Annotated in this window: 10 protein-coding genes, 1 tRNA gene and 1 other RNA gene; 3 read left to right on the forward strand and 9 right to left on the reverse strand. The window is 68.5% G+C overall.

The genetic code is table 11. The features are described from left to right. Positions 1 to 98: 98 nt before the first annotated feature. Positions 99 to 560: a MarR family winged helix-turn-helix transcriptional regulator gene (locus AC5RUP_RS05940; RefSeq protein WP_494154779.1), complete on the reverse strand. Its 462-nt coding sequence runs from the start codon at positions 558 to 560 to the stop codon at positions 99 to 101. 95 nt (positions 561 to 655) lie between these two features. Between AC5RUP_RS05940 and AC5RUP_RS05945 the strand changes: the two genes are divergently transcribed. After that, positions 656 to 868, forward strand: coding sequence for a hypothetical protein (locus AC5RUP_RS05945; RefSeq protein ID WP_493977167.1), 213 nt, complete (start codon positions 656 to 658; stop codon positions 866 to 868). A gap of 74 nt (positions 869 to 942) precedes the next feature. Next, positions 943 to 1,155: a hypothetical protein gene (locus AC5RUP_RS05950; RefSeq protein WP_494091565.1), complete on the forward strand. Its 213-nt coding sequence runs from the start codon at positions 943 to 945 to the stop codon at positions 1,153 to 1,155. A gap of 96 nt (positions 1,156 to 1,251) precedes the next feature. On the opposite strand, the gene AC5RUP_RS05955 is transcribed toward AC5RUP_RS05950, so the two are convergent. From AC5RUP_RS05955 to AC5RUP_RS05975, 5 genes are all read right to left on the reverse strand, one after another. Further along, positions 1,252 to 2,541 carry an aspartate kinase gene (locus AC5RUP_RS05955; protein WP_494091566.1) on the reverse strand — a complete coding sequence of 430 codons (1,290 nt, stop codon included), beginning with the start codon at positions 2,539 to 2,541 and terminating at the stop codon, positions 1,252 to 1,254. 269 nt (positions 2,542 to 2,810) lie between these two features. Then, complete coding sequence (gene recR, locus AC5RUP_RS05960) at positions 2,811 to 3,407, reverse strand: recombination mediator RecR (RefSeq protein ID WP_494002065.1); 597 nt, start codon at positions 3,405 to 3,407, stop codon at positions 2,811 to 2,813. Between the two features lie 24 nt (positions 3,408 to 3,431). Next, positions 3,432 to 7,085 carry a DNA polymerase III subunit gamma and tau gene (locus AC5RUP_RS05965; RefSeq protein ID WP_494158371.1) on the reverse strand — a complete coding sequence of 1,218 codons (3,654 nt, stop codon included), beginning with the start codon at positions 7,083 to 7,085 and terminating at the stop codon, positions 3,432 to 3,434. Between the two features lie 69 nt (positions 7,086 to 7,154). After that, an RNA gene (ffs, locus tag AC5RUP_RS05970) (signal recognition particle sRNA small type) lies at positions 7,155 to 7,250 on the reverse strand. A 35-nt stretch (positions 7,251 to 7,285) separates the two neighbouring features. Beyond that, complete coding sequence (locus tag AC5RUP_RS05975; protein WP_494158372.1) at positions 7,286 to 8,299, reverse strand: hypothetical protein; 1,014 nt, start codon at positions 8,297 to 8,299, stop codon at positions 7,286 to 7,288. 315 nt (positions 8,300 to 8,614) lie between these two features. Between AC5RUP_RS05975 and AC5RUP_RS05980 the strand changes: the two genes are divergently transcribed. Further along, a tRNA-Ser gene (locus AC5RUP_RS05980) sits at positions 8,615 to 8,702 on the forward strand. 268 nt (positions 8,703 to 8,970) lie between these two features. On the opposite strand, the gene AC5RUP_RS05985 is transcribed toward AC5RUP_RS05980, so the two are convergent. The 3 genes from AC5RUP_RS05985 to AC5RUP_RS05995 form a co-directional block, all read right to left on the reverse strand. Next, on the reverse strand, positions 8,971 to 9,885 hold the full coding sequence (locus tag AC5RUP_RS05985; protein ID WP_494154401.1) for an oxygenase MpaB family protein: 915 nt from the start codon (positions 9,883 to 9,885) through the stop codon (positions 8,971 to 8,973). A gap of 170 nt (positions 9,886 to 10,055) precedes the next feature. After that, positions 10,056 to 11,087 (reverse strand): isopenicillin N synthase family dioxygenase, encoded by a 1,032-nt coding sequence (locus AC5RUP_RS05990; protein WP_494154398.1) that lies wholly within the window; start codon positions 11,085 to 11,087, stop codon positions 10,056 to 10,058. 161 nt (positions 11,088 to 11,248) lie between these two features. After that, a complete protein-coding gene (locus AC5RUP_RS05995; protein WP_494154397.1) occupies positions 11,249 to 12,160 on the reverse strand; it encodes a hypothetical protein in 912 nt (303 codons plus the stop codon). Between the last annotated feature and the right edge of the window lie 47 nt (positions 12,161 to 12,207).

Genomic DNA, 12,207 nt, shown 5'->3' on the forward strand with positions numbered 1-12,207 from the left:
GTGAAGATGTGGACTCTCGACAAGCCCCACCTCACCCGGAGGTCTTCTTCATGTCACCCAGCCACGCCGCGCGTCCCTAACGTCCGTGGGCAATACAGCTAGTCCTTGGCTTCCCGCGCGGCCTTGATCAGCGCATGCATCGAGGCGTTCAGCTCACGCAACTGCTCCCGTTCAAGCCCCAAACGCGCCAGCATGGTTCCGGGCACGGCCAGTGCCTCCTCCCGCAGCGCCTGGCCCGCATCGGTCAGCCCCACGGCCAGCGCCCGCTCGTTGCCTTCCACCCGCTCCCGGGTCACCAGCCCGGCCTGCTCCAGCCGTTTAAGCATGGGGGACAGGGTGGCGGGTTCCTGCTGCAGCGCCTCGGACAGGTCCTTAACCATCCGCGGGCTCTGCTCCCAGAGGGCGAGCATCATCAGGTATTGCGGATGCGTGAGGCCCAGCTTCTCCAGCACCGGCTTGTAGGAGGCCACCACACTGCGCGACGCCACGGACAGCGCGAAGCACAACTGGTGCTCCAGCAGCAGGTCGTCCGTCGTCCCCACTGAGGCTGTCACGGCCATCACCATCCATCAGTTCGTACGCTAATTGTTCGTGCCCTATTATGGGGTTGAATGCCCACCAGAGTCCACCGGGCACCGGAAGAAGGATCACGCCCATGACCGAGAAGAAGTCCCGCGTCAACGCGTTCATGCGGGCGACCGGCAAGTTCCGCATCGTCTTCGGCCCGGCCCAGAAAAGCGGCGTCGACCATCCCATGACCGAGGAGAACAAGGCGCTGCTCAAGCAGCGCGAGGCCGAAGCATCGCAGTGGGAAACGGTCACCCGGGCGGACGGCAGCACTTACATCGTGCCGAAGAAGCCGGCCTAGCCCCGCTCTGTCCTTCCGTACCGCTCCTCGTTAAACTGATGCCACGGATTCTTCTGAGCAAGAAGGTGATTCAGATGGCTGGAAATGGGCGTTTCATGGACCGCTTTATGCGCGCCACGGAAAAGGCGGCGAAGGTCTGGGGCCCTGCCGATCGGATCGAGGCTGACTCCCCCGTGGTGCACAGGCACGACGCAGCGGAGAAGGCGTCCGAGGAACAACTGGCCGAGATCGAAGTGGAGCGCGGACCCGGCCACGCCTATGCCTACCGCCGGCCGCGCAAGTCCTGATCCCCGCCCCGATTTCAGGTCCGTCCGAGCTGGCTCAGCCACCGGACGAAGGGGCCGTCGGCTGACTGCCGACTGCCCGATTCCGCCCGTACTGCCTCAGCGGCCGGTGCCGCCGTAGACCGTGGCTTCCTCGTCGGTATCCAGGTCGAATGCCGCGTGGACGGCGCGGACCGCGGTGTCCAGCAGATCGGCGTGCGTGACAATCGAGATGCGGATCTCGGAGGTGGAGATCATGTCCACGTTCACGCCGGCCTTATGCAGGGCTTCGAAGAACTTGTAGGAGACGCCGGGGTTGGAGCGCATGCCCGCCCCGATCAGCGAGAGCTTGCCGACGTTTTCGTTGTAGAGGATGCCCTCGAAGCCCACCACGTCCTGAGCCGCGTTGAGTGCCTCCAGGGCTTCCTTGCCCTCCACCATGGGCAGCGTGAAGGAGATGTCCGTCTTGCCGGTCCCGCGGGTGGAGATGTTCTGCACGATCATGTCGATGTTCGAGTGCGCGCCGGCGACGATGCCGAAGATCTCCGCGGCCTTGCCGGGGATGTCGGGCACGCCCAGGATGGTGACCTTGGCTTCGGAGCGGTCGTGGGCAACGCCGGAGATGATGGGCTGTTCCAAGGGTTCTCCCTCTTGAATCTTGATCTTGTCGTCGGGGTTGGGCAGTACCCAGGTTCCCTCGTTCGTGCTGAAGGACGAGCGCACGTGCAGCTTCACGCCGAAGCGGCGGGCGTACTCGACGCAGCGCAGGTGCAGGATCTTGGAGCCGGAGGCCGCCATTTCCAGCATCTCCTCGCTGGAGATGGTGTCGATCTTACGGGCGCTGTGCACCACCCGCGGATCGGCGGTGTAAATGCCGTCCACGTCCGTGTAGATTTCGCAGACGTCGGCGCCCAGGGCCGCCGCCAGCGCCACCGCGGTCGTGTCGGAACCGCCGCGGCCCAGCGTGGTGATGTCGTTGCTTTCCCGGCTGATGCCCTGGAAGCCGGCGACGATGGCAATCTCGCCCTTTTCGATGGTAGTCATCACCCGGTGCGGGGAGACGTCGATAATCCGTGCCCTGCCGTGGATGGCGTCGGTGACCATGCCGGCCTGGCTGCCGGTGAAGGACTGGGCCCTGGAGCCGAATTCCTGGATGGCCATGGCCAGCAGCGACATCGAGATGCGTTCGCCGGCGGACAACAGCATGTCCATTTCGCGGGCGCTGCTGCTGCTGGAGGAGACCTGGTTGGCCAGATCCAGCAGTTCGTCGGTGGTGTCTCCCATGGCGGACACGACGACGACAACCTGGTTGCCGGCGGCCTGGGTATCGACCACGCGTTGTGCCACGCGTTTGATCCCCTCCGCGTCCGATACTGAGGAACCGCCAAACTTCTGCACTATCAGGCTCATGTGTTCTCTAAACAACTCCTGGGTTGGGGCCCGGACCGCGGCCGCCAGGGCGCGCCGCCGGGCTCATGGATTTGCTGCCGCGCATCCCGGCTGCGGACACGGCGCGGCAAGGGCAATTCTAGCGCCGCCAAGGGTAGGGCGGAGAATGCGGCCGGCCAGTATGACCGGCCAGGGTAATAACGACGCCGGTGCCCGGCCACGCGCGCGACTCCACCGACTGATGCGGGGCTGGTCCGCCCACTGACGCCTGGCTGGGGCCGCCGGGGTTGCTACGTGAGCATGCGGCGGCCTTCGAAGGCGCGGCCCAGCGTGACCTCGTCCGCGTATTCGAGGTCGCCTCCGACCGGCAGGCCGGACGCCAGCCGGCTGACGGGGATGCCGATGGTCTTGAGCATCCGGCCCAGGTAGGTCGCCGTCGCCTCGCCTTCGAGGTTCGGGTCGGTGGCGATGATGATTTCCTCGATCTGTCCGTCCGAGAGTCGGCCGAGCAGCTCGCGGATGCGCAGTTGCTCCGGACCGACGCCGCCGATCGGATTAATGGCTCCGCCGAGCACGTGGTAGCGGCCCTTGAACGACCGGGTCCGCTCGATCGCGATGACGTCCTTGGACTCTTCCACGACGCAGATGGCCGTCGGATCCCGGCGCGGGTCCCGGCAAATGTTGCAGGTGTCCTGTTCGGAGACGTTCCCGCAGATGGAGCAGAACTTCACCCGCTCCTTGACATGGGTGACGGCGTCAACGAGCCGCTTCATGTCGGCCGGATCGGACTCCAAAATGTGGAACGCGATGCGCTGGGCGGACTTCGGGCCGATTCCAGGCAAGCGGCCGAGCTCGTCGATCAGCTCCTGGACAGCACCTTCGTACACTGAACCTTCAATCTCCGCGGGCGGTTAGGAACCGTCGAGGCTTCGTTCTTCGATCAGGCGTCCGCCGAGGAGCCGCTCAATGGCAGCGCGGCCCACCAGTCCGGAATCTTCGATGGCCTCGTCGTCTTCGCTCGGGATGTCCTCGACGTACTTCAAGTTTAGGTCACGGGCTGCCGGGGACGGCGCCGCGACGGCCGATGTCGCCCGCGTGGCCTTCGCCTGGTCCAGCAACTGCTGATAGCGGCTGCGCTTTTGTCCGGCCATCTGCCGGTCCGGCGTCGTTTCCCATTCCTCGGCGGGCGGTTCGTCGTTCGCGTACGGGATGTCGTCGTACGGAGACGGCTGTGCCGGGGCGGAGGGAGCGGACGTGCTTGGTGGTGCCGACAGGGTGCCGGATGGCTGGCTGCTCGGTTGGGCGGCGCCCTCGGGGTCCGCCGCTGCGGGAGCTGCTGGCGCTGTGGGGGCTGCGGGGGCGGGGAAGCCGGCCAGCGCCGAGCCGGAGTGGTTCGCGGCCGACGGCGCTCCGGCTGCCACGGGGACAGCGGCGGGAGCTCCTGGCCCCGCCATCCGCTCGGCCAGCTTCGCAAACACCGGCTTTTCCCCGGGCAGGGCGGGCGGTCGCTGGCCGTTGCCGGGGGCGCTGTGCGGTGATTCGGCCGACGGCGCTGACGCCGCGGTGGCCCCGGAGAAGCCGCTGGATGCTGATGCCCCCGACGCGGCGGTGGCAGCGCTGGGGGCCGAAGCCACGGTGGGCGCCGAGAAACTTGAGCCTGCCGACACACTGCTTGGAGCCGAGGCGGCCGTGGGTGCCGACAAGCTTGAGCCCGCGGAAACGCCGCTGGGGGCTGAAGCGGCGGTGCCGGCCGACATCCCGCTTGCTGCTGAAAGGCCCGTGGGCGCGGAGACCCCGCTGGGGGCAGACGGACCGGAAACAGCCGAGGCAGGGGCTACGCCGGATCCCCCCGACATCGCAGGACCACCGGAGAAGCCGGACGTTGCGAAGCCGGTCGACGTCGCCGGGCCGGCCGGGGGAGCCGGCATCGCCGGTTCAGCAGAAGACGGAGAAGGCACCGAGCCCGAGCCGGCCATGAAGCCGGCCACCTCGGCAGCGGCTGGTGCCGGCTGCCGATGATCAGCTTGCCCAACCGGTCCCGAAACCGGCGCGGGCGCACCTACCGTAGCGGTGTTGGCGGACCAACCTCCGTCTGCCGGCTGCGGCCGGCTAGTAGGTACTTTTGGGTTTGACTCACCCGCTGTCACCGACGCGTCTTCGACGGTTTGAATCTGCAGGTCGATGCCGAGCACCTGCTGGATGGCCTGGCGCACGTTGTCCGCGTGGTCGCCGTTGTTGAAGTTGGTGGCGGAACCCTGGTTCTTGAAACCCAGCGTCAGCGCGGTGCCGTCGAGGCTGAGCGGCGAGGCATTGGTGCTGACGTTCATCCACGTCACCTTGCGGATGCCGCTGAGCGTATTCAGGATTTCCGGCCAGGCGCGGCGGATCATCTCGATCTGCCCGGACGCCTGCGGGCCGGATTGACCCTGGCGCGGAGCCTGCGCCGGTGGCGCGCCTTGTTCCGGGCGCGCGGGAGACTGTTGTGCCGAAGCCTGCGCCGGCGGTGCAACCGGTTCCGGGCGTGCTGGCGCTTGGGCGGGGGCAGGAGCCTGCGCCTGCGGTGCAACTGGATCCGGGAGCGCCGGAGCCTGCGGGCCAACCGGTTCCGGGCGCCCCGGAGCCTGTGGTCCTGCCTGCGCCTGCCGCTGCGGTGCGGGCTGCTGCGCCGGGGGCTGTCCCTGTGCCTGCGGCCGCTCGTTGGCTGCAGCTACCGGCGCCGCCGTATTCCGGGGAGATTGAGCCGGCTGACCCGATCCACGGGCCTGGTCTCCGGCCGGCGGGGCTGGGCGCTGTGCTTCGGGTGCTGGAGCCGGCTCCGGCATGGCGCCCCAGGTGCCACCCCAGTCGGCCGCGCTTTCGCCAGAGGAGCCGGCAGCCGCGTTCTGCTGGCCGGCCGCGTCGGACGGGACCTGCACGCCGGAGTCCTGCCTGCCGCCGTCCCGCGGGTTCCCGAACACCGACGTCGGGACGGTCGGACGGCTGGAATCGTTGGCGGATGCCGGAGCGGAAGGCGGCTGGGCGGACGCCTGGGCCTCGGCTGCGGCCGCGGCTCCGGCCACAGCTGGAGATCCGGAGGTTTCCGCCGTCGCAGGTGCCGTACCCGCGGAAGCGGCGGGAGCTCCGCCGTCGTGCTGTTGGGCAGGCTGGCCTGCGGGCCGTGGGTTGTGGGCGGCGGGAGCGGCAGGACCCTGCTGTTCTTCGCCGGGCCAGTCGGTGGTGCTCACCCGCGGGGGAGTGAGGCGCTCGGCGTCCGGGCGGGCGGGCTCGGCCTTCTGCGCGTTGGCTCCCCGGAGCGCAGCGCGCGCAGCTTCGGGCCCGGAGAGCGGGGGCTCCGCGGCGGCGTGCACGGCGGGCGCCTGCGGCTGGCCGGCTGCCGGGGAGGAAACCGGGGCCCCGCCGTAGCTGAGCCGGCGCTCGATCCGGTCCACCCGAGCCGCGACGCCCTGCTCGCCCTGGTCGGCGGCGGGCAGTAGGATCCGCGCGCACAGCAGCTCAAGGTGCAGGCGCGGGGAGGTGGCGCCCGTCATCTCGGTCAGCGCCTGATTGGTGATGTCCGCGGCCCGGGAGAGCTCGGACGCGCCCAGCTGGTTGGCCTGGGTCTGCATCCGGGCGATCTGGTCTTCCGGGACGCCGCGCAGGATCGCGTGGGCGCTTTCCGGCATGGCACGCACGATGATCAGGTCGCGGAAGCGCTCGAGCAGGTCCTCGACGAAGCGGCGCGGATCGTGGCCGGTCTGCACCACGCGGTCCACCGCGCTGAACACGGTGGAAGCGTCGCCCGCGGCGAAGGCGTCGACGACGTCGTCCAGCAGGGAGGCGTGCGTGTAGCCGAGCAGGGAAACGGCCAGTTCGTAGTCCAGCCCGTCGGGTCCGGCGCCGGCCATCAACTGGTCCAGCACGGAGAGCGAGTCGCGGACCGAACCGCCGCCGGCCCGGATCACCAGCGAGAGGACGCCCGGGGCCACCGGAACGTTCTCCTGCCGGCACAGCAGTTCCAGGTACTGCATCAGCGGTTCCGGCGGGACGAGTCGGAAAGGATAGTGATGGGTCCGGGAGCGGATGGTGCCGATGACCTTGTCCGGCTCCGTGGTGGCGAAGATGAACTTGATGTGTTCCGGCGGCTCTTCGACGATCTTGAGCAGGGCGTTGAAGCCGGCCGACGTGACCATGTGGGCCTCGTCGATGATGAAGATCTTGTACCGGTCACGCACCGGGGCGAAGGTGGCCCGCTCGCGCAGGTCGCGGGCGTCGTCCACGCCGCCATGGGAGGCGGCGTCGATCTCGATGACGTCGAGGCTGCCGGGGCCGCCGCGGCCGAGTTCAACGCAGGAGTCGCAGGTTCCGCAGGGCGTGGGGGTGGGGCCTTCCGCGCAGTTCAGGCAGCGGGCCAGGATACGGGCCGATGTGGTCTTGCCGCAGCCGCGCGGGCCGGAGAACAGGTACGCGTGGTTGACGCGGTTCTTCTGCAGCGCCGCCATCAGCGGATGGGTGACGTGTTCCTGCCCGATAACGTCCGCGAAAGTGTCCGGGCGGTAGCGACGGTAAAGGGCTGTACTCACGATCAAACCCTATCGGTTGAAACTGGGCCGGCGCACGCCGAAGCGGCCGGGCTGGGGATAGGCAGCATGGGGGTAAGTAAAGACCCCTCATGCACCTGACAGAGCCCGCTTACCCTTGCTACCTTCCGGTCCTGGGGGAGTTCACAGGATGACACCGCATGAGGGGCCGACGAACAGTCTACCTGACGTCGGACGGCGCCCCGAAATCAGGTGCCCGGACTCGTCGGGGCACCGGCGGCGGCGTCGGGAACGGCGTCGGGAGCATCCCACCAGCGCAGCACGCGGGAGCACCGCAGCGTGGCCCAGCGGCCGATGTCCTCTGCCGACCAGCGGAACCACATCCGCCCCGGATACGGGCGGTACCCGCCCCAGTTGCCCGGGCTGCGCCGTCCATGGGCCACTACCTTGATGGCGGGCGACATCCGGTCATCGTGCGGGCAGCCCTCGGCCCGAAAGTACTCGAGGCCGCGCAGGATGTCGTAGTGCCACTGCGGCGGGAACCGGAACTGGGACAGCGAAGGATGCGCCACGGCCCCGGTCCGGTGTGACCGGTAGAGCGAATGCATCAGCAGGAATTCGCGGCCGCGTGCCTCGGCGACGTCAACCTTGATCGAGCCGCCGCTGTGCCGGTAGGCGGCCAGTGCCTCCAGCGTGCTGATGGTGGTGTGGAACGAGGCGTGCTTGGTCCGCGAGCTGTGGGGCTCGCAGTTCCAGCCGCCGTCGTCCAGTTCCTCGGCCAGCATCCACGACACTGCCTTGTCGATCCGCGGATCGCCGCCGAGCCGCTGGCCCAGCTCGGAGCCGACCAGCACAGCCATGGCCGTGACGCAGTTCTCGGCCCGGTCCTGATGCCGGCCGTAGGTCAGCCCGCCGTCGAAGTACTCTGCCCCGTCCAGCAGCCTCCGACAGCCGGCCACGGCCTGCGGGTGCCCCGGGGCGAGCCCGAGCCAGTGCAGCAGCAGCAGGGTGAACATGGTGGAGGTCCATTTGGGGTTGTAGAGGCCGCCGCCCCAGCTGCCGTCCGGATCCTGCGCCTTGAGCAGCAGGGCACCCCAGCCGGAGCCGGCAATTTCGGCTTGCGCGGCCGCCACTTCGCCTTCGGGCGCGTCGCAGAGATCACGCAGGGTCTGGAACCGGATTGACGGATCCCCGGCCAGCAGCCAGTCCAAGATGCGTGCCGGTGGCACGCTGCCTACCGCTGACTCTGTACCGGTGGCCATGTTGTTTAGTCCCCTTAGAAAAGGGGCTGCCCCCAGCCCCTCACCTCACCCATGGCGTAAGTTTGCCACTGCCGGTCGCAGCCTTCCAGAGCTTAAGGGCAGTGGTACCCGCACGGTCTTGGATTCGATTTTTGAGTACGTCCAGACCGGGTGGCGGCCGTGTCCGGACAGGGCCCAGGTTGCCCAAGCCCAGCCCCGGGAGGCGTGCGACCGAGGTCCTTGTACTCCCGGATCCAGCTCCCTGCACTCCTGCCCGATTCGGCACATGCGGCCGCTTTCGGGTACTCTGGTATCTGCTCTTGTGAGCAAGCATCTGGAGGATTCGCCTAGCGGCCTATGGCGCACGCCTGGAACGCGTGTTGGGTTCACGCCCTCGGGGGTTCAAATCCCCCATCCTCCGCCAGACCCAGTGGCCCCGATCTGCACTGCAGACCGGGGCCGCTGGCGTTAAACCGAGCGCCGGTCGTTGAGGCAGCGCATGGCCGGTCGCTGATGCCCAGCCCACGGCCGGACGAGGTTTTCTTGTCGGCGAGCCGGCCGCGGATCGGTCAGCATCTTCCCATGTCTAGGCCTAACTTCCCACGTTTCGGGGCACCAAAAAGCCCCTGACCTGCGGGTTTGTTCAAGAGCCCGTCTCAAACGTGGGAAGTCATTACGCCGGGGCGCCGCCATCAGGCCTGCTGCTCGAGCCGGGCGAGGCGGCGGCGCGCGGCGGCTTCGCTGGGCCCGGTCTTGGACAGGCCGAGCCGGACGACGCCTAGGACGATGTGGGTGGCGGGCTTGATGAGGACGCGCAGCGGTAGGGGAGTGGTCGGGCGCAGCCCCAGCAGGCGGCGGTGCTCCTCGGGAAGCGTTTCGACGGCGGCGGCGAACAGGATGCGGTACCCCAGTCGTTGCGAGCGGGGCAGCGGCGGCCGCCTGACAAACGCGACCGTCTCCTCCATGGCGGGCGACGCGGCGAGCTCCGGTTCAAAGCTGGCCAGTTGGGCGCGCAGTTCCGCGTAAGTGCCGGGCGGGTCCGAGACATGCATGAGCTCGCCGGCCTTGGCCCATTCGGCCACATAGCGGTCCGGACCACCCGGCAACCGGTGGCCGTAGGCCAGGTGCGCGGTGACGAAGGCGTCGGTGAAGGTCAGGTGCACCCAGCGCAGCAGACGCGGATCGTTGGCATAGTACGGCTGCTGCCCGCCGGAGGAGTCGGTGTAGGTTCCGCGAACGCGTTCATGCAGGCGCAGTACCAGGTCGCAGGCGGAGCGGGCCGCTGCTGTGTCGCCGTAAGTGACAGTGAAAATCCACCGGATGGTATTGGCGAGGCGCCCCAGCGGATCATCGCGGTAGGCGGAGAAGTCATGCACGCCTGCCAGGGCGCCGGGATGCAGCGTTTGCGTGAGCAGAGAACGGATGCCGGCAACCAGCGTGGGCATCGAGCCGTGAACCGCCCAGACGGCCGATTCGGGCGCGAAGTAGCCCGCGTCGTCGCCGTTCTCCAGGTCCAACTCCCACTGCGGGATCGTGTCGCTCTGTCCGGAAAACGTGCCCCGCAGCTCCTCGCGCCAGCGGGTCAGGATGTTGCCCACACAGCCCATTATGGGCGAGCGGGATCGGCGGCGCACGGGGTGGGCGGAGCCTGCACCGAGAAAAATGGTGTGTGCGCCGCTGGACGTCGCACACACCATTTTCGAGGGGAACATCAGCCCGGAGGCCCGGACCCCGGGGCCTGGCCCAGAAGCCCGGACCCCCCGGCGACCTACCGCGCCTACTTCTTGGCGAGCAGCTCCGGGTAAAACTTCTCGGTCACGTCCGGGTGGGCGCGCAGCCGGCCCTTGAGCATGTTGGCGCCGAAGCTGGAGAGCATCGGGTTGGTGGGGTCGTCGGTGCGGCCGCGGGAGCTGGCCTTGAGCTCGTCCGGCAGCGGCACCGGGTCGATCACGGCATCCAGGCGCGGCGACCAGAAGAACGGCACCGAGTAGCGGTCCACGCCGGGCGGCGGAGCCTGCACGCGGTGGACGGTGGCGGTGATGTAGCCGTCGGTGGCCACCTCGAGCATTTCGCCCAGGTTCACCACCAGGGCGCCCTCGATCGGCTCGACCGGCAGCCACTCGTCAGACTCCGGCGGACGCACCTCGAGCCCGCCGACCATGTCCTGCAGCAGCAGGGTGACGAAGCCGTAGTCGGCGTGCACGCCCACGCCCTGGTCGCCGGCTTCCTCCACCACGCCGCCGACGTAGTGCACCAGCTTGCCCATCCAGTGCGGGGTGTCGGCGAACGGCTCGTCGAAGTAGTCTTCCGGCAGGCCCAGCCCGACGCCGATGGCCGAGAGCAGGTCGTGGCCCACCGTGGACATCAGCTCGGCCCAGGCCATGGCCTTCTCGCGCAGGTCCGGCTGCACGGCATCCGGCCACTGGTTCGGTCCGCGGAGCAGCCAGTACTTCTGGTCCTCCGGGTAGTCGGTGACGGGCTCGCTCTCCGGCGAGTAGTCCAGCTGCTCGCGGGCGTCGGCGCGGCCCTGGGTCCGCTCGGTGCCCATCCGGGTGTAGCCGCGGAAATGCGGGGAGTTGCGGTTGTCCAGCTTCAGCCGCTCTTCCAGCGGCAGCTCGAAGAAGCGCTTGATCGCGTCGAATAGCTCCGCCACCTGGCCCTCGGCAGCGCCGTAGCCGGTGATCTGGAAGAACCCGACCCGGTGCGCGGCGTCGCGCAGCTGGTCGATGAAGTCCGGGTTGAAGCTGTTGTCCGCCAACCGGGCGGTGCTCATGTCGAGTACTGGAATGCTCCCCTGAAGTGCGTTCATGGAAGGCAGACTAGCATCGGGCCCTGAGTCAATTGTTACGGACGTTACGTTTTGCTGCGGCGGCACAGTTTCGCTTGACTCGCGGCGGGAATCGGCGTGGAATGCGCCCCGTATTTCCCCGTGTTACGGCCCGACGGCGGGGCGGCTGGCTCGGGAAGCCCCTACAACGTCTGCGCGATCGCAGCCCACGTCCGCAGGAACGCCGCGCCGGCCTCTTCATGCACGGCCTTCGGGAAGCCCAGGTGGGCCGCGGTCAGCACCGGGTACGGCTTCTGCGGGACGCCGTCGTCGGGGCGGACATCCACGTGCAGCACCGCGTGCCCGTTGTGGTGCAGCAGGTCGGACATCGCGTAGTCGGTGCGGGAATCGCCCATCGTTCGCCACGCGTGCGGCACCACGCCGTCCGCGGCCAGCATTTCCAGCGCCCGCTCGGCGCCCAGGTCCTTGCCCAGCTGCACCGACTCGATGTCGGTGGCGATGATGTTCGGGTCCACCCGGTAGTCAATCCGGTCGTCGCTGTCCGGCAGGTGCTGATCCAGGCGCGTGGCACCCATGCCGAACCTGGACATCAAAGCCAGGACCTCGGCGTCGAACTTTTCCTGCACCTGGCGGTACTCCCGGTTTTCGGTCCCCACCACCTGCTCCACGGAGACCATGGCCCGCTTGGTTTCGTCGAAGAACATGTGGCTGGAGTAGCCGGAGCTCACCAACTTGCGCACCTCCGCGGCGAACTCCTGCGGCGGGGCCAGCGCATGGTCCACATGGACGGTGCCCGGGCCGGCGGCGGTGAAGCTGAACCAGACGGCGCCCTTTTCGCACACCGCGTAGCAGCGCACCCCCGGCGGCATCCCGGCGGCGAGCATCGGCTCCATCACCTGCTCGCGGATGAACTGGTCCGACCGTCCGGTGTTGAACACAATCGGCCAGCCGCGTTTGGCCATCACCAGCAGCGAGTGGATGATCTCCGACGGCACCGTGCGGGTCACCGGCGAGGAAACCGGGCCGTCGACGTCCAGCAGCAGGCCGATGGGCGGCTGGTCCGGGCGGGCAGGGAGACCGGCTTCGAGGCTCATGGTCCCAGTATGACGGGGCGGCACGGCCGTTTGCATCCCACCAGTTT

The sequence above is a fragment of the Arthrobacter sp. Y3223151 genome, from assembly GCF_059091125.1.

Coding starts and splice junctions, on each gene's coding strand:
- AC5RUP_RS05995 (WP_494154397.1), bottom strand. CDS start 12,160: ATGAGCCTCGAAGCCGGTCTCCCTGCCCGCCCGGACCAGCCGCCCATC.
- AC5RUP_RS05950 (WP_494091565.1), top strand. CDS start 943: ATGGCTGGAAATGGGCGTTTCATGGACCGCTTTATGCGCGCCACGGAA.
- AC5RUP_RS05985 (WP_494154401.1), bottom strand. CDS start 9,885: ATGGGCTGTGTGGGCAACATCCTGACCCGCTGGCGCGAGGAGCTGCGG.
- AC5RUP_RS05975 (WP_494158372.1), bottom strand. CDS start 8,299: ATGGCCACCGGTACAGAGTCAGCGGTAGGCAGCGTGCCACCGGCACGC.
- AC5RUP_RS05945 (WP_493977167.1), top strand. CDS start 656: ATGACCGAGAAGAAGTCCCGCGTCAACGCGTTCATGCGGGCGACCGGC.
- AC5RUP_RS05940 (WP_494154779.1), bottom strand. CDS start 560: ATGGCCGTGACAGCCTCAGTGGGGACGACGGACGACCTGCTGCTGGAG.
- AC5RUP_RS05955 (WP_494091566.1), bottom strand. CDS start 2,541: ATGAGCCTGATAGTGCAGAAGTTTGGCGGTTCCTCAGTATCGGACGCG.
- AC5RUP_RS05990 (WP_494154398.1), bottom strand. CDS start 11,087: ATGAACGCACTTCAGGGGAGCATTCCAGTACTCGACATGAGCACCGCC.